Source organism: Curtobacterium oceanosedimentum, from assembly GCF_020297365.1.
In the GTDB taxonomy this organism is placed as follows: Bacteria; Actinomycetota; Actinomycetes; order Actinomycetales; family Microbacteriaceae; genus Curtobacterium.
Genome location: NZ_JAIXIG010000005.1, coordinates 1 through 23,671 on the forward strand (window position 1 = coordinate 1; position 23,671 = coordinate 23,671).

The 23,671-nt window shown below is 73.3% G+C and carries 24 protein-coding genes and 1 tRNA gene; 5 read left to right on the forward strand and 20 right to left on the reverse strand.

Going from position 1 to position 23,671, the window contains the following annotated elements; all coding sequences use genetic code 11:
• Nucleotides 1–42: 42 nt before the first annotated feature.
• From LEL83_RS03160 to serS, 5 genes are all read right to left on the reverse strand, one after another.
• Nucleotides 43–477: a GrpB family protein gene (locus tag LEL83_RS03160; protein ID WP_308009853.1), complete on the reverse strand. Its 435-nt coding sequence runs from the start codon at nucleotides 475–477 to the stop codon at nucleotides 43–45.
• A gap of 138 nt (nucleotides 478–615) precedes the next feature.
• The gene (locus LEL83_RS03165) at nucleotides 616–1,134 is read right to left on the reverse strand and encodes a GNAT family N-acetyltransferase (protein ID WP_225557742.1); all 519 of its coding nucleotides are present in this window, start codon (nucleotides 1,132–1,134) and stop codon (nucleotides 616–618) included.
• A gap of 2 nt (nucleotides 1,135–1,136) precedes the next feature.
• Nucleotides 1,137–1,221 (reverse strand) — tRNA-Ser (locus tag LEL83_RS03170).
• A 72-nt stretch (nucleotides 1,222–1,293) separates the two neighbouring features.
• Nucleotides 1,294–2,157, reverse strand: coding sequence for an HAD family hydrolase (locus tag LEL83_RS03175; protein ID WP_198656601.1), 864 nt, complete (start codon nucleotides 2,155–2,157; stop codon nucleotides 1,294–1,296).
• On the reverse strand, nucleotides 2,154–3,422 hold the full coding sequence (gene serS, locus LEL83_RS03180) for a serine--tRNA ligase (protein WP_225557743.1): 1,269 nt from the start codon (nucleotides 3,420–3,422) through the stop codon (nucleotides 2,154–2,156). The genes LEL83_RS03175 and serS overlap by 4 nt, the downstream gene beginning before the upstream one ends.
• A gap of 142 nt (nucleotides 3,423–3,564) precedes the next feature.
• Between serS and LEL83_RS03185 the strand changes: the two genes are divergently transcribed.
• On the forward strand, nucleotides 3,565–4,650 hold the full coding sequence (locus LEL83_RS03185) for a diacylglycerol/lipid kinase family protein (RefSeq protein ID WP_198656603.1): 1,086 nt from the start codon (nucleotides 3,565–3,567) through the stop codon (nucleotides 4,648–4,650).
• Between the two features lie 81 nt (nucleotides 4,651–4,731).
• Here LEL83_RS03185 and pheA read toward each other — a convergent pair whose 3' ends face one another.
• The 4 genes from pheA to LEL83_RS03205 form a co-directional block, all read right to left on the reverse strand.
• Nucleotides 4,732–5,688, reverse strand: a complete 957-nt coding sequence (pheA, locus tag LEL83_RS03190; protein ID WP_225557744.1) for a prephenate dehydratase — start codon at nucleotides 5,686–5,688, stop codon at nucleotides 4,732–4,734.
• Nucleotides 5,689–5,778: 90 nt separating this feature from the next.
• Nucleotides 5,779–6,324 (reverse strand): MarR family winged helix-turn-helix transcriptional regulator, encoded by a 546-nt coding sequence (locus LEL83_RS03195; RefSeq protein WP_198656605.1) that lies wholly within the window; start codon nucleotides 6,322–6,324, stop codon nucleotides 5,779–5,781.
• A 29-nt stretch (nucleotides 6,325–6,353) separates the two neighbouring features.
• Nucleotides 6,354–6,806 (reverse strand): hypothetical protein, encoded by a 453-nt coding sequence (locus tag LEL83_RS03200; RefSeq protein ID WP_225557745.1) that lies wholly within the window; start codon nucleotides 6,804–6,806, stop codon nucleotides 6,354–6,356.
• Nucleotides 6,803–8,362 (reverse strand): molybdopterin-dependent oxidoreductase, encoded by a 1,560-nt coding sequence (locus LEL83_RS03205; RefSeq protein ID WP_225557746.1) that lies wholly within the window; start codon nucleotides 8,360–8,362, stop codon nucleotides 6,803–6,805. Before LEL83_RS03205 ends, LEL83_RS03200 begins: the two co-directional genes overlap by 4 nt.
• Before the next feature lie 63 nt (nucleotides 8,363–8,425).
• On the opposite strand from LEL83_RS03205, the gene LEL83_RS03210 reads away from it, so the two are divergent.
• From LEL83_RS03210 to LEL83_RS03220, 3 genes are read left to right on the forward strand one after another with little or no spacing between them, the layout of a single operon-like run.
• Complete coding sequence (locus LEL83_RS03210; RefSeq protein WP_225557747.1) at nucleotides 8,426–9,679, forward strand: glycosyltransferase 87 family protein; 1,254 nt, start codon at nucleotides 8,426–8,428, stop codon at nucleotides 9,677–9,679.
• Nucleotide 9,680: 1 nt separating this feature from the next.
• The gene (moaA, locus tag LEL83_RS03215) at nucleotides 9,681–10,814 is read left to right on the forward strand and encodes a GTP 3',8-cyclase MoaA (protein WP_225557748.1); all 1,134 of its coding nucleotides are present in this window, start codon (nucleotides 9,681–9,683) and stop codon (nucleotides 10,812–10,814) included.
• A 3-nt stretch (nucleotides 10,815–10,817) separates the two neighbouring features.
• Complete coding sequence (locus LEL83_RS03220) at nucleotides 10,818–11,057, forward strand: MoaD/ThiS family protein (RefSeq protein WP_225557749.1); 240 nt, start codon at nucleotides 10,818–10,820, stop codon at nucleotides 11,055–11,057.
• Nucleotides 11,058–11,131: 74 nt separating this feature from the next.
• On the opposite strand, the gene LEL83_RS03225 is transcribed toward LEL83_RS03220, so the two are convergent.
• The 6 genes from LEL83_RS03225 to LEL83_RS03250 form a co-directional block, all read right to left on the reverse strand.
• Nucleotides 11,132–12,232, reverse strand: coding sequence for a calcium:cation antiporter (locus LEL83_RS03225; RefSeq protein WP_198656611.1), 1,101 nt, complete (start codon nucleotides 12,230–12,232; stop codon nucleotides 11,132–11,134).
• 12 nt (nucleotides 12,233–12,244) lie between these two features.
• Entirely contained in the window at nucleotides 12,245–13,327 is a 1,083-nt protein-coding gene (locus LEL83_RS03230) for an ABC transporter ATP-binding protein (protein ID WP_225557750.1), read from the reverse strand.
• Nucleotides 13,324–14,130 carry an ABC transporter permease gene (locus LEL83_RS03235; protein WP_225557751.1) on the reverse strand — a complete coding sequence of 269 codons (807 nt, stop codon included), beginning with the start codon at nucleotides 14,128–14,130 and terminating at the stop codon, nucleotides 13,324–13,326. The genes LEL83_RS03230 and LEL83_RS03235 overlap by 4 nt, the downstream gene beginning before the upstream one ends.
• Nucleotides 14,127–14,933, reverse strand: coding sequence for a molybdate ABC transporter substrate-binding protein (gene modA / locus LEL83_RS03240; RefSeq protein WP_225557752.1), 807 nt, complete (start codon nucleotides 14,931–14,933; stop codon nucleotides 14,127–14,129). Before modA ends, LEL83_RS03235 begins: the two co-directional genes overlap by 4 nt.
• The gene (locus LEL83_RS03245; protein ID WP_198656614.1) at nucleotides 14,930–15,346 is read right to left on the reverse strand and encodes a TOBE domain-containing protein; all 417 of its coding nucleotides are present in this window, start codon (nucleotides 15,344–15,346) and stop codon (nucleotides 14,930–14,932) included. The genes modA and LEL83_RS03245 overlap by 4 nt, the downstream gene beginning before the upstream one ends.
• 65 nt (nucleotides 15,347–15,411) lie before the next feature.
• On the reverse strand, nucleotides 15,412–16,467 hold the full coding sequence (locus LEL83_RS03250; protein WP_225557753.1) for a HesA/MoeB/ThiF family protein: 1,056 nt from the start codon (nucleotides 16,465–16,467) through the stop codon (nucleotides 15,412–15,414).
• A gap of 95 nt (nucleotides 16,468–16,562) precedes the next feature.
• Here LEL83_RS03250 and LEL83_RS03255 point away from each other — a divergent pair, with 95 nt between their 5' ends.
• Nucleotides 16,563–18,215 carry a glycosyltransferase family 39 protein gene (locus LEL83_RS03255; protein ID WP_225557754.1) on the forward strand — a complete coding sequence of 551 codons (1,653 nt, stop codon included), beginning with the start codon at nucleotides 16,563–16,565 and terminating at the stop codon, nucleotides 18,213–18,215.
• Between the two features lie 42 nt (nucleotides 18,216–18,257).
• Here LEL83_RS03255 and LEL83_RS03260 read toward each other — a convergent pair whose 3' ends face one another.
• The 5 genes from LEL83_RS03260 to LEL83_RS03280 form a co-directional block, all read right to left on the reverse strand.
• A complete protein-coding gene (locus LEL83_RS03260) occupies nucleotides 18,258–19,190 on the reverse strand; it encodes a 4-(cytidine 5'-diphospho)-2-C-methyl-D-erythritol kinase (protein WP_198656617.1) in 933 nt (310 codons plus the stop codon).
• A gap of 9 nt (nucleotides 19,191–19,199) precedes the next feature.
• Entirely contained in the window at nucleotides 19,200–20,504 is a 1,305-nt protein-coding gene (locus LEL83_RS03265; RefSeq protein WP_225557755.1) for an O-acetylhomoserine aminocarboxypropyltransferase/cysteine synthase family protein, read from the reverse strand.
• Nucleotides 20,504–21,550 carry an LLM class flavin-dependent oxidoreductase gene (locus tag LEL83_RS03270; protein WP_225557756.1) on the reverse strand — a complete coding sequence of 349 codons (1,047 nt, stop codon included), beginning with the start codon at nucleotides 21,548–21,550 and terminating at the stop codon, nucleotides 20,504–20,506. The genes LEL83_RS03265 and LEL83_RS03270 overlap by 1 nt, the downstream gene beginning before the upstream one ends.
• A gap of 86 nt (nucleotides 21,551–21,636) precedes the next feature.
• Nucleotides 21,637–22,635 (reverse strand): ATP-grasp domain-containing protein, encoded by a 999-nt coding sequence (locus LEL83_RS03275; RefSeq protein ID WP_225557757.1) that lies wholly within the window; start codon nucleotides 22,633–22,635, stop codon nucleotides 21,637–21,639.
• Between the two features lie 106 nt (nucleotides 22,636–22,741).
• Entirely contained in the window at nucleotides 22,742–23,584 is an 843-nt protein-coding gene (locus LEL83_RS03280) for a helix-turn-helix transcriptional regulator (RefSeq protein ID WP_182065106.1), read from the reverse strand.
• Between the last annotated feature and the right edge of the window lie 87 nt (nucleotides 23,585–23,671).

Below are 23,671 nucleotides of genomic sequence, written 5' to 3' on the forward strand. Positions count from 1 at the left end.
CGGAGAGCGTCCGGGCGGCGCCACCGCGGGGCGCTCCCCGGGTCAGCTGCCGGCGCCTCGGCCGGTGATCCGACGGTTCACGGCGTCGATCGCGGCGCGTTCCTCGCCGGACAGGCCGCCGGCACGCAGGATCCGCCCCAGCACCGCGCTCTTGCGCTCGATGTACTCGTCGATGTCCTGCGCCGCCGCAGCCGCCCGGCGCTTCACCGCGCCGTACTCGTCGCGGAGCGCCGCATCGGACCGCAGCACGTCGCGGACGGCGAGGTGGTTCCGCAGCGCGAGCGACCCGGCCGTGGCGACGTAGGTGTTGCTGGGCGCGAACCGCTCCGGCGTGTGGAACGCCTGCCGCCCCGGCACGCCGAGCTCACCGCGCGGGACGAACCCGATCGACTCGAGTGCGACGACGGCGGCGGGGACGTCCTCGGCGTCGACCACGACGTCGACGTCGATGACGGGCTTGGCGCCGAGGCCCGGCACGGCGGTGCTGCCGACGTGCTCGATGCTCCGGAACCGCAGCCCGCGTCGACGAGGGCTGCGGCGTAGGCGGCACGCAGCTCGGCGAAGCGCTCGGGCCACGACGACCGGTACCCGACGACCTCGATCACCGCGCTGCCGTCACGGTGCGATCCGCTGGAACATGACGTGGTCGCGCCAGACACCGTCGATCCGGATGTACTCCGGGGCGAAGCCGTACCGGACGAACCCCGCGGACGCGAGCGCGCGCTGCGAACCGACGTTCTCGGGCAGGGTCTCGGCCTGCACACGGTGGAGTCGGAGCACGTCGAACGCGTGGTCGACGGCGGCTCGGACAGCGCGTGAAGCATGGCCCTGACGGGTGCGGTCAGCCCGGATCCAGTACCCCATCGCGCAGGACTGCAGGGCCCCGCGCGTGATCCCGCTCAGGGTGATCCGGCCGAGCAGTTCGCCGTCCGTCGACTCGACGACGAACGGCACCGCGTTGCCCGACCGCTGCGCGGCGAGGGCCTGCGTGATGACGTCGAGCTGCCCGGACTCCGTGTAGTACGACGGCGCCCGCGTGGGTTCCCACGGCCGCAGGTGGTCGGCACTCGCGGTGATGACGGCAGCGAGCACGGCCGCGTCGTCGAGGCGGAGGGGGCGCAGCCGGGTGTCCATCGCGGAGGGTGTGGGATTCGAACCCACGAGACATCTCTGCCCACCTGTTTTCAAGACAGGCTCCATCGGCCGCTCGGACAACCCTCCAGTGACGCGACCACGTGGCGAGACGTGACCGCGTCCCGGGAAGTCTACCCGGGCCTCCCGTCCGGATGCGCGTCAGCGCGGCAGGGAGTCGAGCGCCGCAGCCAGCCCGTCGTCCGTCACGCCGCCCGTGAGCTCGTTGCCGGCGTCGACGACGTCGTCGGGGGCCTGCCCCATGACCACGCCGCGACCGGAGGTCGACGCCCACCGGAGCATGTCGATGTCGTTCCGGCCGTCGCCGGCAGCGAAGACGCGGGAACGCGGGATGTCGAGCCACTCCCGCACGCGCTCCATCGCGGTGGCCTTCGTCACGCCCTCGGGGGCGATGTCGAGCCACGACGTCCAGCCGACCGAGTACGAGACCTTGTGCAGGCCCATCCGCTCGACGACCTGCAGGAAGTCCTCGGTGTCGTGCCCGGGCGAGATGACGACGACGCGTGTGGCCTCGACGCCGAGCAGCTGTTCGAAGGGCACGTGCTCGCCGGCGACGGTCATCGTGTCGTCGGGGAAGTTGCCGGAGAGCAGGAAGTGTCCGGTCTCGTCCTCGACGCCGAACGCCGCGTTCTCCAGGGCACCGTGGATGGTCTGCAGCACCTCGGACGGGTCGAAGCGCTCGACGTGCCGGCGCTCGTACGAGCCGTCGGCGCGACGGGCCAGGGTGAGCGCCCCGTTGGCGCAGACCAGGAACTTCGGTTCGATGCCGAGCGTCTCGAGCAGGGGCACGGTCATGCCCTCGCTGCGGCCGGTGGAGAGCATGACCTCGTGCCCGGCGGCCTCGGCGTCCCGCACCGCGGCGACGACCGCCTCGGTGACGACGCCGTCCTCGCGCATGGTGGTGCCGTCGACGTCGAGCGCGACCAGCCACCGCTTGGTGCGGGCGGGCGCGTCCGGACCGCCACCCTGCGAGGAGCCGTCGACGAACCGGTCGCGGGTGCTCATCGGGGCTCGATCACCTCGACGCCGCCCAGGTACGGGCGGAGCACCTCGGGCACGACGACCGAGCCGTCGGCCTGCTGGTGCGTCTCGAGGATCGCGACGATCCACCGGGTGGTGGCGAGGGTGCCGTTCAGGGTCGCGACCGGGGCAGTCCTGCCGCTCTCGGTGCGGTAGCGGATGTCGAGGCGGCGGGCCTGGAACGTCGTGCAGTTCGACGTCGAGGTGAGCTCGCGGAAGGTGCCCTGCGTCGGGACCCAGGCCTCGATGTCGTACTTCTTCGCCGCGCTCGTGCCGAGGTCGCCCGCCGCGACGTCGATCACGCGGTAGTGCAGCCCGAGGTCCTGGAGCATCTGCTCCTGGTGCGCGACGAGCCGCTCGTGCTCGGCCTCGGCCTGGTCCGGGTGGACGTAGGCGAACATCTCGAGCTTGTTGAACTGGTGCACGCGCAGGATGCCGCGGTTGTCCTTGCCCGCCGAACCGGCCTCGCGCCGGTAGCAGGTCGACCAGCCGGCGTAGCGGTGGGCGGCGGACGGGTCGGCGAGGTCGAGGATCTCGTCGGCGTGGAACCCGGCCAGGGCGACCTCGCTCGTGCCGGTCAGGTACAGGTCGTCGGCTTCGAGCCGGTAGACCTCGGCGGCGTGCTCGCCGAGGAACCCGGTGCCCGCCATGGTCTCGGGGCGCACGAGCGTCGGCGTGATGAGGGGTTCGAACCCGGCGGCGACCGCGCGGTCGAGCCCGAGGGACATCAGCGCGATCTCGAGGCGGGCGCCCATGCCGCGCAGGAAGTAGAAGCGCGAGCCGGAGACCTTCACCCCGCGCGGGATGTCGATGATGCCGAGGTGCTCGCCGAGGTCGGCGTGGTCCTTCGGCTCGAAGTCGAACTCGGGCTTGGTGCCGACGGTGCGGAGCGTGACGAAGTCGTCCTCGCCGCCCTCGGGCACACCGGGCAGCACGACGTTCGGGATGCCGCGGACGACCGTGTTGAACGTGTCCTCGGCGGCGGTGACGGTGGCCTGGGCCTCCTTGACCTGCGCGGCGAGGGCCTGGGCCTGCTGCACGAGCGCGGCCTTCTCGTCCTTCGGGGCCTTGGCGACCGTCTTGCCGAAGGCGTTCTGCTCGGCGCGGAGCGACTCGAACGAGGTGATCGCGCTCCGCCGTGCGGAGTCGGCGGCGACGGCCTCGTCGACGACGGCCACCGAGGCACCACGCGCCTGCTGTGAGGCCTTGATGACGTCGGGGTTGTCACGCAGCAGCTGGGGATCGATCACCGGTTCATCCTAGCCAGCGCCGGTTGCGGACCGGGTGCGCGTCGACGGCCTGGAGGCGCGGGGCGGGCCCCGCCACGGGCCTCCCGTCCGACCGTGGCCGGGACGGGCGCGCTGCACAGGACTCCGCCGGTACGTTCGGAGCATGTCATCACCCTCGGAGACCGCGCCTGCGCAGCCGGACGCGCCCACGCCGGACCCCCGCACCGCCGCCGTCGTCTACAACCCGGTCAAGGTGGACCTCGCCTCGCTCAAGGAGACGGTGGAGCGGTACCGGCGCGAGGCCGGGTGGAACGAGACGCTGTGGTTCGAGACCTCCGAGGAGGACCCGGGTGGCGGGATGGCCCGCGAGGCGGTCGCGGCGGGTGCCGACGTCATCGCGGCGGCCGGCGGCGACGGCACCGTCCGCGCGGTCGCCGAGGTCGTGTGGGAGTCCGAGGCCGCGCTGGCCCTGCTGCCGAGCGGTACCGGCAACCTGCTCGCCCGGAACATCCCGGCGCCGATCGACGACCTGGAGGCGAGCGTCCGCACGATCTTCCGCGGCGAGGACCGCACGATCGACATCGGCACGGTCGGTGTCGAGCGTCCGGACGGCTCCCGCGAGCGGTTCGGCTTCCTGGTGATGGCCGGTCTGGGCCTGGACGCCCGGATGCTGGCGAACACCAAGCCCGAGCTGAAGAAGAAGGTCGGGTGGCTCGCCTACGTCGACTCGCTGGTCCGGTCGCTGCGGGATGCCGACGCCTTCGACTTCCGGTACCGCGTGGACGGCGGGAGCACCCACACGGTGCGCGCGCACTCCCTGATCGTCGGCAACTGCGGCACGCTGCAGGCCGGCGCGACCCTGCTGCCCGATGCCGAGATCGACGACGGCGTGTTCGACGTCGTCGTGATGCGGCCCCGCGGGTTCTTCGGCTGGGTCCGCATCGCCGCCCGCATGCTGTGGGAGAACGCGATCCTGCGCTCGTTCCGCCGCTCGGCTCTCGGGCGGACCGCGGTCGGCAGGCGCATCACCTCGCTCGCCCGCGAGGAACGTCCGCTGCGTTACCTGCGCGGCCAGGAGTTCACGGCGCGACTCGAGCGGCCGGACGAGTTCGAGATCGACGGCGACCCCGTGGGCGAGGTCTCGGCGTTCAAGGCGGAGATCCACGAGGGCGGGCTGCGTGTCCGCGTCGCCGGGCCGCGTGACGAGACACGGTCGACGCGGCAGGTCCGGGCAGCGCACCGCGGCTGACGCCGCCCCGGACCCGGGGCCGACCCGGCCCCGGGTCTGCGGTCCGCGCGCGTCCGGGCTCGACCCGGCCCCGGCCTGCGGTCAGCGCGCGTCCGGGTCGCCCGAGACGATCGCGCGCAGCCAGTCCCGCGCCTCGACGAAGGCGGCGTCCGAGTACCGTGCGGGCACCTCGGGCCGGGCGCCGTCCGCCCGCGGGTACGAGCCGAGGAACGTCACGCGCGGGCTGAAGCGCCGCAGGCCGAGCAGTGCGTCGGCCACCCGCTCGTCGCGCACGTGCCCGTCGAGGTCGATGACGAACCGGTAGCGGCCGAGTTCGTCGCCGATGGGTCGCGACGACAGCAGGCCCATGTTGATGCCCCGCGTCGCGAACTGCTCGAGCATGTCGACCAGGGCACCGGGGTGGTCGGCGGGGAGCTCGACGATGACGCTCGTCTTGTCGGCGCCGGTGGGTTCGGGCAGTGCGAGGGTCTTCGACACCAGCACGAACCGGGTGACGGCCGACGCGTTGTCGCCGATGGACGACGCGAGCACCGTGACGTCGTGGTGGTCGGTGATGCCGGGCGGGGCGACGGCCGCGTCCGCGGTGGGTCGTTCGTCGAGCAGGGCCAGGGCGGCGGCGACGTTCGAAGACGCCGGGATGTGCCCGTGTCCGGGTAGGTTCACCTCGAGCCAGTTGTGGGTCTGCGCGTAGGCGACCGGGTGCGCGTTCACGGTGCGGACCTGGTCGAGCGTGGTGCCGGGGCGAGCGACGAGCACGAAGTCGACGGGGACCAGGTACTCCCCCACGATGCGGACCCCGGGGATCCGGGCCAGGGCGTCCTGCGTGGCGCTGACCCCGCCGTCGACGCTGTTCTCGATCGCGATGACCGCACCGACCGAGCGGCCGGAGACGACGTCGTCCAGGGCCTCGCCGACGTTGTTGACGCTGCGCCAGGGCTTGCCGGCGGCGGCCTCGACGAGCTTCAGGGCGGCCTCGGTGAACGTGCCGGCGGGCCCGAGGTAGGAGTACGTGTCGGACGGCGCGACGGTCTCGGTCATGCGGCGAGCCTATTGCAGGCGTCGGGCCGACCGGCGAGCGTGACGCGGGGGTCGGCCGGAGGCCGGGGGCGCGTCCGTCGGTCGCCCGCGTCAGTCGGTCGCGGCGCCCGTCAGCCGTTCCTCGCAGATGGCGACGTCGTCGTCCTCGCGCGGGTAGGTCAGCGCGGCGAACCGCCCCTCGGGGTCGAGTCGGGTGAGCAGCGACGCGGCGATGCCGTCGAGCTGCGCGACCTGCTCGTCGCTCAGTGCGTCGATCACCATCCGTCGCGCGGTGCGGACGTGGTCCGGTGCCGCCTCGACGATGGTGGCGTACCCGGCGTCGGTGAGCCGGACGTCGGTGGCCCGGCGGTCGGACGTCGACGGGCAGCGGGTGACGAGCCCGCGCTTCTCGAGCCGCGAGACCACGTGCGACAGCCGCGGCAGGGACGCGTTCGTCGCCGAGGCGAGTGCCGACATGCGGAGCGTGCGGGTGTCGGTCTCCGAGAGCATCGCGACGACCATGTAGTCGAAGTGCGTCAGGTCGGCGTCGCGCTGCAGCTGCTGGTCGAGCGCGGCGGGCAGGAGCTCCATGACCGCCACGAGCTTCATCCACGCGCGCAGCTGCTCGCGGGTGAGCCACGGGGTGTCGTCGGACATGCTGTCCATCCTACCGAGAGGTTGTTCCTTCAACCAGTAGTGCGCGCGGTGGACGAACGTCCGGGTCGCCGGCTCCGCACCACCCCGATCACGAGCACCGCCACGACCACGAGCAGCAGCGCACCCTCGACCAGCAGCAGCCGCGTGCCGTAGTCGAACGGCAGCACCGTGGGGTTCTTCGGCCCCTGGTCCTTCGCCTCGATCTCCGGTAGCACGACCAGGGCGAGGACGCTCCCGAGCACGATCGCCGCCTGCACGACCACGAGCACCCACGCCCGCAGCGTCCGACCGGCCCGGCGCAGCAGCAGTCCCGCCCCGACCACGAACGGCGACAGGACCGCGTCGTGCAGGACCACCGCGCCGAGCAGCCACACCGCGAGCCCACCGATGCGGTTCGGCGACACCGACGTCACCAGCACGAAGGCACCGAAGGCGATGACCAGCACGCCGATCACCGCGAGCACGATCCGCGCGGCCCTCACCGGAGCACCTCGATCCGCTCGATCCACTTGGTCTGCAGCACACCCGGCCGCCCGGGAGCGATGATCCGCGCCGGGAACCCGTGGTCCAGGTCGAGCGTCGCGCCGTTGAGCTCGAGCGCGACGAGGGTCGTCGGGTCCTCGGCGTACTCCGGGCCCATGTCCATGATCCGGTAGCCGCCGTGCCGTTCCAGGCTCGTCACCCGCACGTGCGACCCCTGCGGCGCCTGCACCGCGTCGAGCAGGTCACGCATCCGGACGCCCTTCCACGTCGCCATCTGGCTCCACCCCTCCACGCACGAGATCGGCAGGTCGACCTGGGTGGTGCCGAGCGCGACGAGTTCCGCACGGACGAAGGTCCGGCTCACGTCGTGGCCGACGACCGTCAGCGTCCAGTCGGCCGCGGTTGCGGTCGCGAGCACCCCGGCCGCACGCGCGGTGCGGTTCACCGGCAGTCCGTTCGAGCCGATGCCCCGGCCGCGGGCGCCGAACACGTTGAACGGTTCGGCGAGCTTCGACGACTGGCCCGCGGTGAGCGCGACGACGCCGACCGTCGCGGCCGTCACGCCGGCGAAGAACCCGCGTCGGGCGATCCGCTCGCGTCGTCCGGTGGCTGCCTCCGGCGTCGGCCTGGAGGCCCGGCTCGCCGCGTCCGGGTCGGCCGCCGGTCCGGCGGGACCCGGATCGGCGGACACCTCTCGGCGCGCGGGGGCTGCGTCCTGTCCGGCGGGGCGAGCCTCGGCGCCGCCTCCGGCGGCGTCGACCCCGTCGATCCACCGGAAGACGCGGCCGACCAGGCCGTGCGGGGCGGACGCGGGCCGGGCCTCCTGAGCGGCAGGGAGCAGTTCACTGCCGGACGCGGGGTCCGCTATGAACCGGCCGTGCTCGTCGTAGGAGTCGCGCTTCCGCCAGTACCGCGCGATGACCGGCAGCTTCGCCGCGACGTGGATCACGAGCGACCCGATGATCACGTAGGCCAGCGCGTTGTGCACCTGGCGGAACGGGAACGGCCACGGGTACCACTGGTACGTGTTGAGCAGGCCCGTGACCACCTGGATGATCGACGCGGACACGAGCACCGCGATCGACACCCGCTCGAGCAGGTGCAGGACCCCGCGCACCGGGGGCGTCTGCACGAGTGCGGGCATCACGGTGTTCAGCTTGGCGAGCAGCAGCGGGATGATCGCGATGCCGGTGGTGATGTGCAGGCCCTGCGTGAACTGGTACAGCTGCGTCGGCCGGGTCGGGAACCGCATCCAGCCGAGCGGTTCCTGCAGCAGGTGGCTGTAGATCCCGGTGCCGAAGCAGACCAGGAACGCGATGCCGAGCAGGCGACCGAGCACCACCGCCGAGCGGGCGTTGCGGTTGGGGGACGCCAGAGCTGCTCGTCCGTCGTGCAGCAGGGTCCGGACGCCGGATAGCCTCGACGGACCATGAGCGACCGACTGCGTGCCCTCCGACCGTCCCTGGCCGACGGCACCGCCGCGCGGATCGGCACCGTGGTGGCGGTCGTCGGAGTACTGGCCCTCGCGGGCGTCATCGCCGTCGGCGTCACGCATCTGGGGTTCCTCCGGTCGGGCCATCGTTCTGCATTCGTTGCGTGGACGCTGATCGCTTGGACCGTGTTCGTCGTCGCCGTGTTCGCGGTGCGGTTCGTGCCCGTCCGGTGGATGACCACGATGGTCGTCGGTGGAGCGGTCGTGATCGGCGTCGCGGCACTCGTCGGCCCGCCGAACACGAGCACCGACTCGGCCCGGTACGCCTGGGACGGCATCGTGCAGCACGCCGGCATCTCACCGTACGCGCACACGCCGCAGTCTTCCGCACTGTCCGGCCTGCGACCCGACTGGTTGTTCCCCGACAAGGTCGACGGCACCTGCGAGCCCCTGAAGCCCCGCTTCCGGGGCCTGGGCGACGGGGCCGACGGGCACTGCGTCGCGATCAACCGTCCGGACGTCGTGACGATCTACCCGCCGATGGCCCAGCTCTGGTTCGCCGGCGTGCGCGCGTTCGTCCCGGTGACCGCGCAGTACCTGCCGTTCCAGGTCGCCGGGCTGCTCGTCTCGCTCGGCGTGACGATCGGCCTGGTCGCGGTGCTCCGCCGCACGGGCCGGCCGACCTGGTGGGCGGCGCTGTGGGCGTGGTCGCCCCTGGTGGCGTCCGAGGCGGTCACCAACTCGCACGTCGACGTCGTCGGTGCCGCGCTGGCCACCGCGGGCGTCGTGCTCGTGACGTTCGGGCGACCGATCTGGGGCGGGATCGCGCTCGGTGCGGCCACCGCGACGAAGCTCATCCCGGCGATCGTGTACCCGCCGCTGCTCGGGCGGCGCGGCGGCTGGTGGGCGATCCCGGTCGGCATCGCCGTGTTCGGCCTGCTCTACGTGCCCTACGTGCTGACGACCGGCATCGACGTGCTCGGCTACCTGCCCGGGTACCTGAGCGAGGAGGGCTACGAGGACGGGTCCCGGTTCGCCCTGGTCTCGCTGCTGTTCCCCGGGGACGCCGGGACCGTCGTGGTGGGGCTGCTCGTGCTGCTCGCCGCGTTCGTGGCCTGGCGCCTGGTCGACCCGTCGCGACCGTGGTCGGGCGAGGTCCTGATGATCGGCGTCACGTTCCTCGCCGTGACCCCCCGCTACCCCTGGTACGCGCTGCTGCTCATCCCGTTCGTGGTGCTGTCCGGCCGGTGGGAGTGGCTGTCGATCGGGCTGGCGATCGCCCTGCGCGGGGTGTGGCCCTCGGTGGACGCCTACCGGTGGTGGCTGCTGGCGGCGATCGTCGTCATCGTGGTCGTGACCCTGGTGCGCACGGACCGGTCGGACTGGCGGCGGTGGTGGGAGCGGCTGTCGTTCCGACGGGTCCCCACGTACGCTGACTGACATGGCACCCGCGATCCTGCTCGGCACCACCGGTGGTCCGGGCGGCGCGACCGGTGCGCCCGGTGCTCCCGGCGCTCCCGGTGCGCCCGTCGTCGCGACCGGCGCGGCCGACGCTCCCGTCGGCACGGCCCATGCCGGGCTGGTGGACCGGTTCGGTCGCCGGGCGATCGACCTGCGGGTGTCGCTGACCGAGCGCTGCAACCTGCGCTGCACGTACTGCATGCCCGCGGCCGGCCTGCCCTTCGCCCCCGACGACGCCCTGATGACCGCGGCGGAGATCGAGCGGCTGGTGCGCCTCGGGACGTCGCGGTTCGGCGTCCGCAAGGTCCGGTTCACCGGCGGCGAGCCGATGCTCCGGCACGACCTGGTCGACGTGATCGCCCGCTGCGCCGCACTGCCTGATGCCCCGGAGCTGTCCCTCACGACGAACGCGATCGGGCTGGCCCACCGCGCCCGGGCCCTGTCCGACGCCGGGCTGCGCCGGGTGAACGTGTCGCTCGACACCGTCGACCCCGACGTCTTCACCACCGTGACCCGCCGCCCGTTCCTCGACAAGGTGATCGCCGGGCTGACGGCCGCGCACGATGCCGGACTCGACATCAAGGTCAACGCGGTGCTGCTGCGCGGGGTCAACGACGGGGCCGCGCCCGAGCTGCTCCGCTGGTGCCTGGAGCGCGGCTACGAGCTGCGGTTCATCGAGCAGATGCCGCTCGACCCGGACCACACCTGGGACCGCACGTCGATGGTCACCGCTGCCGAGACCCGCGCCCTGCTGTCGTCGTCGTTCGTGCTGACGCCCGACGACGCTCCGCGCGACGGCGCCCCGGCCGAGCGGTACCGCGTGCAGGACGCCCGCACCGGCGAGGCGCTCGGCACGGTCGGCATCATCGCCAGCATCACCGAGTCGTTCTGCGCCGACTGCACCCGCACCCGTCTGACCGCCGACGGGCACGTGCGCAGCTGCCTGTTCTCCGACGACGAGACCGACGTGCTCGGTCCGATGCGTGCGGGCGCCTCCGACGACGAGGTCGCCGAGGCCTGGCGGCGGGCGATGTGGGCGAAGCCGCGCGACCACGGCGACGACAGCGACGAGCTCGTGCACCCGGCCCGGGGCATGAGCGCGATCGGGGGCTAGGACGTGACCACGATCCGCTTCTTCGCCGCTGCGCGGGCCGCCGTCGGCGTGGACACGCTCGACACCTCGGCGCCCACCGTCGACGCAGCCCTCGCCGCGGTCGAGGCGGCCGACCCCGAGCGCTGGACCGCGGTGCAGGAGCGCTGCTCGTACCTGGTCGACGGCGTGACCACGCGCGACCGGGGCACCGCACTCGACGGCGTCGCGGTGGTCGACGTCATGCCGCCCTTCGCCGGCGGCTGAGCGGCGCTCCGCAGCGGTCCCGCCGGTCGGACCGGCGTCTGCGCCTGCGTCTGCGGCTGCGCCTGCGCCTGCGCCTAGGGCGAGACGGACAGCACGATGAACGCGGCGAAGATCACCAGGTGCACCCCACCCTGCAGCCGTGTCGCCCGTCCGGGCAGCACCGTGAGCACCGCCGCGACGATCGTCAGTGCGAGCAGCACGATCTGACTCGACCCGAGCCCCAGCAGCAGGGTGCCCGGCATGAACAGCGAGGCGACGGCGATCGACGGGATCGTCAGCCCGATCGACGCCATCGCCGAGCCCATCGCCAGGTTCAGGCTCGTCTGGATCCGGTTCCGTGCCGCGGCCTTCGAGGCGGCGATGCCCTCGGGCAGCAGGATGAGCAGCGCGATCACGACACCGACGAACGACGGCGGGAACCCGACCGCGGCGACCCCGGCCTCGATCGCCGGGGACTCCACCTTGGCGAGTCCGACGACCGCCACCAGGGCGACGACGAGCAGCCCGAGCGACACCATCGTCGCCCGCACGGTCGGTCGGGCCGCGTGCACGTCCTCCGACTCGGCGAGCACCCCGCCGGCGCGGTTGACGGGCAGGAAGAAGTCGCGGTGCGCCACGGTCTGCGTCACGACGAACAGCCCGTACAGCACGAGGGACGCCAGGGCCACGAACACGAGCTGCGTCCCGGTGAACGACGCGTCGTCGGTGCCGGTGGTGAACGTCGGCAGCACCAGGGTCAGCACGGCGAGCGCGGCGACCGTCATCGTCGCGGCGCTCGCGCCCTCCTGGTTGAACCGCACGGTGCCGTGCCGCAGGGTCCCGATCAGGATCGCCAGACCGACCAGGCCGTTCATCGTGATCATCACCGCCGAGAACACGGTGTCCCGGGCCAGCGTCTCGGCCTGCGCCCCGCCGGAGCTCGACAGCGAGATGATGAGCGCCACCTCGATGACGGTCACCGCCACGGCGAGCACGAGCGACCCGAACGGTTCACCGACCCGGTGCGCGACGACCTCGGCGTGGTGCACGGCCGCCAGGATCGTGACCGCCAGCACGACGGCCACGAGCACGACCACCACCGTGCCGAGTCCGTACCGTCCGTACGACAGCGCGAGCACGACGGCCGCCACGAGCGGGGTGGCCACGGGCCACACCTTGGGGAACCAGGAGGTCATCCGACCATTGTCTCAACCGCGCGGCGCGTACACCGACACCTCGGCGGCGGCGAGGGCGACGTGCACCCGGTCGCCGGGTCGCACGCCCATCGCCGTCAGCGCCGGGAGCGTCAGGTCGGCCACCAGCTCCCCGGCGTGCACGCGCACCAGGCCGTCCCGCGCCTCGAGCGCGGTGACGGTGCGCGCCGGACCGCCTCCGTCCCGCGTCAGGACGGCGGCCGTCGGGTGGAACGCGGCGAGGGCGGGACGGCCGGGAGGCACGGTGTGCGTCCCCGACGTGAGCTCGCCCCCGCCGTCCAGCGCGATCCCACCGGCGGTGGCGGTCCCCCGCACCAGCGCCAGCCCGGAGAACGTGGCGGCGAACGCGCTGGTCGGGCGGCCGAGCACGGTGGCGGGGGTGCCCTCCTCGACCACCCGTCCGGCCTCGAGGACGACGACGCGGTCGGCCAGGGCGACGACCTCGACCGGGTCGTGCGTGACGAGCACGGCGGGGCGACCGGCGACCGCGGTCCGCAGTGCCGCGCGGACCTCGTCGCGCGTACCGACGTCGAGTGCCGAGGTCGGTTCGTCGAGCAGCAGGACCGTCGGGTCGGTGGCCAGCGCGCGGGCGATCGCGACGCGCTGCGCCTGCCCGCCCGAGAGCGTGCGCGGGTCGCGTCCGGCGAGGTCCGCGACACCGACCGCGTCGAGTGCGTGCAGTGCCCGTCGCCGGGCAGCGGCGCGACCGGCTCCGGCAGCCCGGGGTCCGAAGGCGACGTTCCCGAGGACGTCGCGGAACGGGAACAGGTCGGGGCGCTGGGCGACGAGTCCGATCCGTCGGCGGTGCGCGGGGACCGTGCGGCGGGGCCCGGACGCCTCGACGCCGCCGAGCACGACCCGGCCGGCGTCGATCGGCAGCAGTCCGGCCAGCGCCTCGACGAGGGTCGACTTGCCGGCGCCGTTCGGCCCGACGACCGCCAGGCACTCCCCCGCTGCGACGGCGATCGACACGTCGACGGCGCGGTGGTCCACGACGACGTGCGCCAGGACGCCTGCGGCGCTCGACGCGGCGATGCTGGCGCCCGGCGCCGTCGAGTGGGAGCGCGACGCCGTCACGTGAACGCTCCCCGAGTCCGGAACGACGAGGCCCCGATCACGACCACGGCCACCACGACGAGCACGACGGCCAGGGCCACCGCGGTGTCCGGGTCGACCTCGCGCTGCAGGTAGACCTCGAGCGGCAGCGTGCGGGTGACCCCCTGCAGGCTGCCGGCGAACGTCAGGGTCGCGCCGAACTCACCGAGGGCCCGCGCGAAGCAGAGCACGAGTCCGGACAGGATGCCGGGCAGCACGCGCGGGGTCGTCACGGTCAGCAGGGTCCGGGTCGGCCCGGCCCCGAGCGTGGCGGCGACCCGTTCGAAGCGGTCCCCCTCGACCCGGAGCGCCCCCTCGACCGAGGACACCAGGAACGGCATCGCCACGAAGGTCTGGGCGACGACCACGGCCGTCGTGGTGAAGGCGATGCGCAGCCCGTGCTCGTCGAGGAACGCACCGACCACGCCGAGCCGTCCGAACGCCGCGAGCAGCGCGAGGCCGCCGACCACGGGCGGCAGCACGAGCGGCAGGAGCACGACGGCCCGGGCGACGCCGACCCACCGTGACCGTGACCGCGCGAACAGCACGGCGAGCGGGTAGCCGAGGACGAACGCGATCCCGGTGGCGGCGAGCGCGGTGCCGAGGCTCAGGCCGAGCGCGGTGAGCGACGCGGTCGAGGTGACGAGGGCGACGAACGACGACCACTCCACCCGGCCGAGCATCGCGAGCACCGGCACGACGACGAACAGCCCGCCGAGTGCCGCGGGCAGCGGCAGCCACCACGCGACCGGTGGCCGTCCGTCGGCGCGCGGTGCACGGCTCACGGCGTCCCGAAGCCGGCCGCCGACAGCACGCGCTGCCCGGCGGCGGAACGGACGGCGGCGGCGAACGCCCGCGCGAGCTCCGGGTCGGCGGACTCGCGCAGCACCCCGATCGAGTACGTGTTGACGGCGTCGGCGGCCTGGCTGACCGGCACACCGTCGACCCGGCCGTCCGCTCCCCGAACGTCGGTGACGTAGACGAGACCGGCGTCGGCCTGCCCGGACTCGACCTTGCCCAGGACGTCGGTGACGGACTGCTCCTCGCTGACCGGCCGCAGGTCGACGCCGGCCGCGTCCGCGACGGCGGCCGCCGCGGCGCCGCACGGCACCGGACGGGCGCAGGTGACGAGCTGCACGTCCGGGTCGGTCAGGTCGTCGAGGCCGGCGATCCGGAGGGGGTTGCCCGGGGCGACCGCGATCTCGATCGTGTTCGTGGCGAAGTCCCGCGGCGACCCGTCGGCCAGGTCGGCGGACGACAGCTCCGCCATGGTCGCGGCGTCGGCCGCGGCGAAGACGTCGGCGGGGGCACCGTTGCGGATCTGGGTGACGAGGTCGCTCGACCCGGCGAACGAGAACGCGACCGAGGCCCCCGGGTGCGCGGTCTCGAACTGCCTGCCGATCGTGGTGAAGGGCTGCTGGAGCGACGCCGCCGCGAAGACGGTGATCGACCCGGTCACGTCCGACTCGGGGTCCGACGGTCCGGACTGCGACGACGAGCCCACCGGCGTGTCCGTGCCGGAGCAGGCGGTCAGCACGAGGGCGGCGACCGCGACGAGCCCGGCCACCACGGATCGACGAGCGGTCATCGGGGGTCCTCCTGGGGCGTCGGCGCCTCGACGGCGACCATCGTGGCCTTGACGGACGCCACGGCGACGGACCCGACCTCGAGCCCGAGGTCCCGCACCGCCTCGGCGCTCATGAGCGAGACGACGCGGTGCGGACCGCACTGCAGCTCGACCTGCGCCATCACCGTGTCGACGACGAGGTCGGTGACGATGCCGACGAAGCGGTTGCGGGCCGAGCTCCGAACGCCGGTGGACGGTCCGGCGAGCTCCGTGCTCCGTGCACGGGCGTGCTCGGCGACCTCGCGACCGTCGACGACCGCGCGCCCGGCGTCGTCGACCGCACGGGTGAGGGTCCCACCGTCGACGAGCCGCCGGACGGTGTCGTCGCTCACCCCGAGGAAGACCGCTGCATCCCTGATCCGCAGTTGCGTCATGATGCCCCGATGCTAGCCGCACCTGCGGCTCGTGGGTGGAGCGAGGTGGAGCCGACCGCCCCGGGTCAGGGCCTGTGCTCGTGCGCCACGGGCAACCCCTCGCGTCGCCAGGCCTCGAACCCGCCGTCCAGGACCGCCACGCGCCTCCCGGCCGGCTGCCGTGCCGCCCAGGCGTCGGCGCGCGGACCGCGGGCGCAGTACACGACCACGTCGTCCGCCGCGGTGTCCTCGGTCACCGCGCCGCTGACCACGCCGGCAGCGCGCTCCTCGTCGGTCCGCACGTCGACCACCACCAGGGGGTCGGCCGGGTCGGCGAGCCGGGCGGCGAGCGCGGCGGGGGCGATGCGTGGGACCGTCGACGCGGGGACGGGCACGGGACGCTGCGAAGCCGGGCCGCGACGGAGCGGGCTCTCGGTCCAGCGCCACCGGCGGGCGTCGACCGTCAGGACACGGCCGAGCAGCGGGTCGCCGGCACCGGTGACCAGCGCGGACACCTGCCCGGCCATCACCGCACCGACGGCGCCGCAGAGCGCGGGGAGCACGCCGTCCAGGGCGCAGGACCCCTCGTCGGGCAGGGCCTCCGGGTGCAGGTCGTGGAAGTCCACGCCGTCGGGACCGGCGTCGCGGAAGACGCTGACCTGTCCGTCGTGCCCGAGCACCGTCCCCCACACGAAGGGCACCCCGGCTGCGGCACAGGCGTCCGAGACCTCGCGTGTGACCACGACCGAGTCGGCCGCGTCGACCACGACGTCGTGGCCCGGCACCAGGTCCGGCGTGAACGACCCGACGACCGCGACCGCGTCGAGTTCCGGGTCGACGGCGTGGGCCCGGTCGACCGCGACCTGCGCCTTGGACGACCCGACGTCCGCCGCCGTGAACAGGGTCTGCCGCGCCAGGTTCGAGGCGTCGACGACGTCCGGGTCGACCACCGTCAGCCGCCCGATGCCGGCCAGGTGGGCGACGACCGGTGCGCCGAGACCACCGGCCCCGACCACCAGCACGCGGGCACCGGCCAGGCGACGCAGACCGGTCAGGCCGACGTCGGCGAGCGCCGCGGTGCGGGATCCGAGCTGCGTCCGCCACGGCGACAGGACGGCGACGGGCTCGACGAGGGGCTGCATCCCGTCATTCTGGCCCGTGGCACCGAACTCCTGCACGTGGACACCCTCCGGCCGGACGCGGCAGATCCCCAGTGCGGGCCGGTACGGTCGCGCTCGTGAGTTCCCCGCGCACCGGTACCGTCCCGGTCCGACGTCCGACGTCGGACGGCTCGGTGCGCGCACGACTCCTCGGCGTCGCCCACGCGGTCACGCACACGCTCGCCCGGACGCCGGAGATCAGCGTGGGCGCGCTCGGCGTCCTCGTCGCGGCCGCCTTCACCTGGGTGCCGTCGGTCTGGTACGACGAAGCCGCCACCGTCGCGAGCGCGCAGCGGAGCTGGCCGGCGCTCTGGGCGGAGCTGCAGAACGTCGACGCGGTGCACGGCCTGTACTACGCGGTCATGCACGTCTGGTTCGCCCTGGTCGGCTACTCCCCGTTCGCGCTGCGGTTCCCGAGTGCCCTGGCGATCGGCGTCGCCGCCGGTCTGGTCGTCGCACTCGGTCGGCGCCTGGGCGGGGTCCGCCTCGGGGTCGTCTCGGGCATGGTGTTCCTGGTGCTGCCGCGCGTCGCCTGGGCCGGCACCGAGGGCCGCCCCTACGCCACCGTCACCACCTTCGCCGCGGCCCTGACGCTCGTCGGGCTGACCGCCGTCCGACGCACCCGCGCTCGGCACCACGCGACCCGGTGGTGGGTCGTCTACGGCGTGCTCGCGGCCGTCGCGGTCCTGTTCAACGTCTACCTGTCGCTGGCCGTCGTCGCGCACGGGGTGGTGCTCGTCTGGACGGGTGCGTCCGACCGCGCTGCCCGCCGACGTTCGGCCCTGTCGGAGCGCACCGGCCCGGTGTCCGAGGCGATGGTCGACCGCCGGGTGCTCGTGCACTGGGCCGTCGCGGCCGTCGGCGCCGCGGTCGTGGTGTCGCCGTTCGTCCTGCTCGCCGCCGGTCAGACGCAGCAGGTCGGTTGGATCACCGGCGTCGGCTGGGCGACCGTGCGCCAGGTCGTCGCGACGGCCTGGTTCGGTGCCCGTTGGCCCTACGCCGTGCTCGGGTGGACGCTCATGGTCGTCGGCGTGGTGCTCGCGCTCCGTGCGGCCCGCCGCCCCTCGCCCGCTGCTCGTGACGTGCTGCGCGCCCAGGCGGTCCGCGTCGCCGTGCCCCTGACGGTCCTGCCCACGGCGGTGCTGGTCGGTGCGACCGCAGCGGGCGAGCACCTGTACTCCCCCAAGTACGCCAGCCTGAGCCTGCCGTTCGTCGCACTGCTGATCGGTCTGGCCCTCACCGCCGTCCGTCCCCGACGCTGGCTCGCCCTGACGGTGGTCGCGATGCTGCTGGTGTCGGCGCCGACGAGCACCACGGTGCGGCTGCCGCACGCCAAGCAGGACTCGCACTGGGCGAACGCGGCGGCGATCATCGAGCGCGAACGCGACCGGCGCACCGACCAGGGCGAGGGCGTGGTCTTCGGCAGCGTCTGGGGGCACCCCACGACGACCGCGCAGGTCATCGCCGACACCTACCCCGACGCCTTCACGGGCATGCGGGACCTCGCCGTCGCCGAGACCGGTGCCGAGCGCGGCCAGCTCTGGGACGTCAACGGCGACGTCGCGACGACCGTGCCCGCCCGGTTGTCCGGCATCGACACGGTGTGGTTCGTCGGCGGCAAGTCGCGGAACATCCGCCCGCAGGTCACCGAGACGCTCGAGGGCCAGGGGTTCCACGTCGTGCGGTACTGGCACACCGGCACCGTGATCCTGTGGAAGTACAGCCGCTGACCGTTCCCCGCTCGGCCTGCCCTGCCGTCCCCGCCTGCGAGGTCAGTGCAGGACGCGCGCGCCGTGCACGGGTCCGGTCGCGCGGAGCGCCACGAGGCCGGCGGCACTGAGCTCGACCTGCAGCTCGAGCGCGGCGTCGCGATCGCCCACCAGGAACGCCACGGTCGGGCCGCTGCCGGACACCAGGCCCGCGAGCGCACCGGACTTCTCGCCGAGCTCCAGCGTCGCCGCGAGCCGGGGCTGCAGGCGCATCGCGGGGGCCTGCAGGTCGTTGTGCACGCAGTCGGCCAGCAGGTCGGGGTCGCCCGCCCGCAGGGCCTGCAGCACGTTCGCCTCGACCACCGGGTGCGACGGGGCCGGCGCGATGTCTGCGCGGTACCGCTCCCGGTGCTCGTCGAGCGCGCGGTAGACGGCGGGGGTGCTCAGGCCGTCGTCGCTCAGGGCGAGGACCCAGTGGAACTCCCCCTTCGCCAGGGCCGGGCTGAGCTCGTCGCCGCGACCGGTGCCGACGGCGGTGCCGCCGGCGAACGCGAAGGGCACGTCGGCGCCGAGCTGCGCGGCGAGCCGGAGCAGTTCCTCGCGCCCGAGCGCGGTGCCCCAGAGCGTGTCGACGGCGAGCAGGGTGGCCGCGGCGTCCGCCGAGCCACCGCCCATGCCGCCGGCGACCGGCACCTGCTTGTCGATGGTCAGCCGGACCCCGCCCCGGTGCCCCGCGGCGTCGGCCACCAGCCGGGCCGCGCGGATCGCCAGGTTCGACTCGTCCACCGGCACGGCGCTCGTGTCGATCGGCCCGGTGAAGGTCACCGAGAAGTCGTCGGCGACCTCGGCCGTGACGTCCTCGTACAGCGACACCGCCTGGTACGCGGTGGCGACGTCGTGGTACCCGTCGTCCTGCAGCGCCCCGACGGACAGGAACACGTTGATCTTGCCGGGGGCGCGCGTCCGCACGCGGGTCGGGGCGGCCAACGTGGTCATGCCCCCAACCTATCCCGCTGCGGCTGCCGCGAAGCCCCGGACCAGGTCGGCCGTGATGTCGTCGATGTGCTCGAGCCCGATCGACAACCGGATGAGCCCGTCACCGACACCGGCGGCGGCCCGCTCCGACGACGTCATCTGCACGTGGGTCGTCGACGCCGGGTGCACGACGAGCGAGCGGACGTCACCGATGTTCGAGACGTGGTCGAACAGCTCGAGGGCGGCCACGAACCGCCGTCCGGCGTCGACCCCGCCGTCCAGGTCGAACGCCAGGACCGCCGAGGGACCGGCGGGCACGTACCGCTGCTGCAGGTGGTGCCACGGCGACGACGGCAGCCCGGCGTAGTGCACGCCGAGCACCTGGTCGTGTGCGTCCAACCACGTCGCGACGGCGGCCGCGTTCGACACGTGCCGGTCCATGCGGAGCGACAGCGTCTGGATGCCCTGCAGCACCAGGAACGCGTTGAACGGCGCGATGGCCGGGCCGAGGTCGGCGGACAGCTTCGAGCGGGTGCGCTGGATGAACGCACGGCGGCCGAACTTCTCGGCGAAGTTCGTGTTCGCGAACCCGGACTGCTCGGTCGTCGCCAGCTGCGGGTAGGCGTCGGCGTGCGCCGCCCAGTCGAAGTTCCCGCTGTCGACGATGAGTCCGGCGATGGCGCTGCCGTGCCCGGCCAGGTACTTCGTCGCCGAGTGCACGACGATGTCGGCGCCGTGCTCGATCGGCCGGACCAGGTACGGCGTCGCGATGGTGTTGTCGACGATGAGCGGCACGCCGGCCTCGTGTGCGACCCCGGCCACCCCGGCGAAGTCCAGGACGTCACCGCGGGGGTTCGGGATGGACTCGCCGAAGAACGCCTTGGTCTCCGGGCGCACCGCCGCGGCCCACTCCGACAGGTCGGTCGGGTCCTGCACGAACGTGAACGCGATGCCGAGGTCGCGGAGCGTCGACGCGAACAACGTGTACGTCGCCCCGTACAGCGAGGCGCTCGACACGACGTGGTCGCCAGCACGCGCGACCCCGAGCACGGCCAGCGACGTCGCCGCCTGCCCGGACGCCAGGGCCAGGGCGCCGATCCCGCCCTCCAGGTCGGCGATCCGGCGCTCGAGCGCCGCGGCCGACGGGTTGTTCACCCGCGAGTAGGTGTGACCGGGCGCGTCGAGCAGGAACCGGGCCGCGGCGTCCTCCCCCGAGGGGTACACGAACGCGGCGGTCTGCGCGATCGGCGGGACGTTGCCGCCGAAGCCCGGGTCGGCCGTGAAGCCGGCGCGGATCTGCCGGGTCTCGAAGGCCCAGTCGTCCTCGGCGGCCATCAGGACGCCGCCTCGGCGGGGACCGACGCGCGGACGAGCGGGATGACCTGCTCGCCGAAGCGCTCCATCTCCTCGAGCTGCGGCGAGAACTGCAGCAGCAGCGTGTCGACCCCGGCGTCCTCGAACGCGCGGATGCGTTCGGCCACCTGCTCCGGCGTCCCGACGAACCCGGGGCGCAGCCCACGGTTCGACACCGAGTAGTCCTCGAGCGAGGGCACGTGCTCGAGCTGCGACTTCGAGATGAAGTCCTGGTACGACTCGTACGCCCGGCCGTGCTGCACGTCGGTGATCCGGGCGAGCTCGGCCTGTGCCGCTTCCTCGGTCTCGCGCACGATGACGTAGGCGGCCATGCCGAACGCCTCGAACGGCGGCAGTCCGGCGTCGACACGGCGCTGCTTCATGCCGTCGATCTTCGCGCGGAGCTCGTCGACGGTGCCGCCGTGCGTCACGTACGCGTCGGCGTACCCGGTGATCGCGGCCTTGCCGGCCTCGCTCTCCCCGCCGGCGTAGATGCGCGGCGTCACGCGCGGCTTCGGCTCGAGGTGCGCGTTCTCGACGTCGTAGTACTCGCCCGAGAACGAGTACGGCGTCTCCCGCCACATCCCCTTCATGATCTCGACGAACTCGGCGGTGCGCTTGTAGCGGTCGTCGTGCTCCGAGAAGATCCCGCCGTACTGCTTCGCCTCTTCCGCCCACCAGGCGCTCACGACGTTGAAGGTGAAGCGGCCGCACGAGATGTCGTCGATCGTCGCGGCCTGCTTCGCCGTCACCGCGGGCAGGTGGTACCCGGGACGCATGGCCGCCATGATCTCGAGCCGCTCGGTCGTCGCCGCGATGGCCGCTGCGAGCGACCACGCCTCGAGCGAGGGCGCCGCCGTGCCCTTGATGTCGTTGAGGTTCAGCTCCGGCACGAGCGTCAGGTCGAAGCCGATCCGCTCGGCGCGCTGCGCCAGGCGTTTCACGTAGTCGAAGGTGACCGGCATGTTCTCGTTGTCGACGTTGCGCAGCCAGCCGCCGAAGAGCGGGGTCCAGTATCCGAATCGCACGTGTGTTCCTTGGGGGTGTGGGAAAGGCGGACGGGAGGCCCGTGGCGGGCCCGCCACGGCCCTCCAGTCCGGTGGGTCTTGCGTGCTCAGGCCGTGAGCTGCGCCGCGTACTCGTCGGTCAGGAGACCGCCGAGGTACCGGGCGATCGAGCGCGGGCCGGAGGCCGGCGCGGACTCCTCGACCGCGGGGTTGTAGTTCGTGTTCGTGTTGATGTCGTAGACGACGGTGCGGCCGTCCGTGGTCTCCATGAACTCGACGCCCGCGATGGTGATGCGCTGGTCGGCGAGGAACGTGCGCAGCTGCTGGACCAGCGGGTGCTCGGCGGTGATCTCCGTGCGGACGCTGAACGCCGGGGGTGCCCCGGCGGTCTCGGTGCCGGGCACGTCGCAGACCGCTCCCGCGATGGTCTGCGGGACCTCGCACGCGTCGGCGGGGCAGAGCTCGAAGCTGCCGGCGCTGGTGTCGACGCGGACGGCGTAGACGAACTCGCCGCCGACGAACTCGACGCGGGTGATGAACGGCTCGCGCGCGGTCAGGTACTCCTGCAGCAGCGTGATGCCGTCGACCGGCGCCTCGAACTCGGGGCTGTCGGCGTACGCGTCGAACTCGGCGAGCGAGTCGAAGCGGCGGACGCCCAGGCCCTTGCCGCCCTGGTTGTGCTTCGTGATGAAGGGGACGTCCTGCCCGTCGGTGAACGTCCGGGCGGCGTCCTTCAGGGTCGTCGTGCCGAACACGGCGGTGGTGCGGGGCACGTCGAACCCGGCCTGCTGCAGGAGCCCGTGCTGGGCGACCTTCGACACCTCGAGCTCGAGCACGTGGCTGCCGCCGACGACCTGACGACCGGCTCGCTCGAGCCAGCCGAGGACCGCGCGGGTGTACTCCTTGCTGTGCTCGTGGCCACGGGTGTGGGAGCTCGCCGACATGCGGGACCAGTACACGCCCGGCTCCGGCTCGGCCCCGAGGTCGATCTGTCCGTCGGTCAGCAGGACCTCCTGCACCGGCACGCCCTCGGCCTCGAAGGCGGCGGCGAGCGGCGGGAACCACTCGGGGTTCTCGTGGATGACGTACACGCGGGGAGAGCTCACGGCCCCACCCTAGGCACGGTGTCGGTGCGGGAGCCAGGTGTGTGACGCGGCGTTGCTCCGCGGTGCGGCGACGAGGTGTCCGCCGGCGGGTCTGTCGCTGCGCCGGTCAGCCGGCGAAGGTCTGCTGACCGACGACGCCGAGGAGCTCGAGCTTCTGCGCGTCCTCCGACCCCGGCGGCGCCGTGAACAGCAGCAGTGCCTGCGCCTGGTCGTCGGTGTGCAGCACCTGGCAGTCGACGGTGATGCGGCCGAGCTCCGGTTGCACGATCGTCTTGTTGTCCGACCAGCGCGTGGCGACCTCGTGCTTCGCCCAGAGCTCGCGGAACTCGGGGCTGCGGGCCTCCAGCTCGGCGATGAGCTCGGCGGCACGGCGGTCGCCGGGCCCGGCCAGGCCGACGGTCGCGCGGAGCGACGCGACGACGGTCCGGCCCAGTCGTCCGTGCTGCTCGGGTGCGTACTTGGCGCGTTCCTCGCCGGTCACGAACCACCGCCACGCCTGGTACCGCTGGTTGCCGGCCAGGCCGACCGAGCTGCCGAGGAGTGCCGCAGCGAGCCGGTTCTCGACCAGGGTCTCGCCAAGGTGGCTCACGACGATCGCCGGGGTGTCCTCGAGCCGGTCGAGCACGCGCAGGATCGCCGGGTCGACGTGGTCGGCGCGGTGCATGCGGGTCGGGGCGTTCTGCCCGGCGAGGTGGAACAGGTGGTCGCGCTCGTCGAGGCTGCAGCGCAGGGCGCGGGCGATCGCCGCGATCATCTGCTCGGACGGCTGCGGACCGCGCTGCTGTTCGAGCCGCGTGTAGTAGTCGACGGACATCCCGGCGAGGGCGGCGACCTCCTCACGGCGGAGTCCCGGGGTCCGGCGCCGCGGGCCCTGCCCGAGGCCCACGTCCTCGGGGCGCAGCAGCTCGCGGCGACGACGGAGGAAGTCAGCGAGTGCGGCGCGGTCCATGGCTCGATCATGGTCCGGTTCGTCGGCGGATGCCAGGGATCGCCGATCCCCCGATGTCCGCGCTCTGGTTGCCGCTGCGACCGCCGG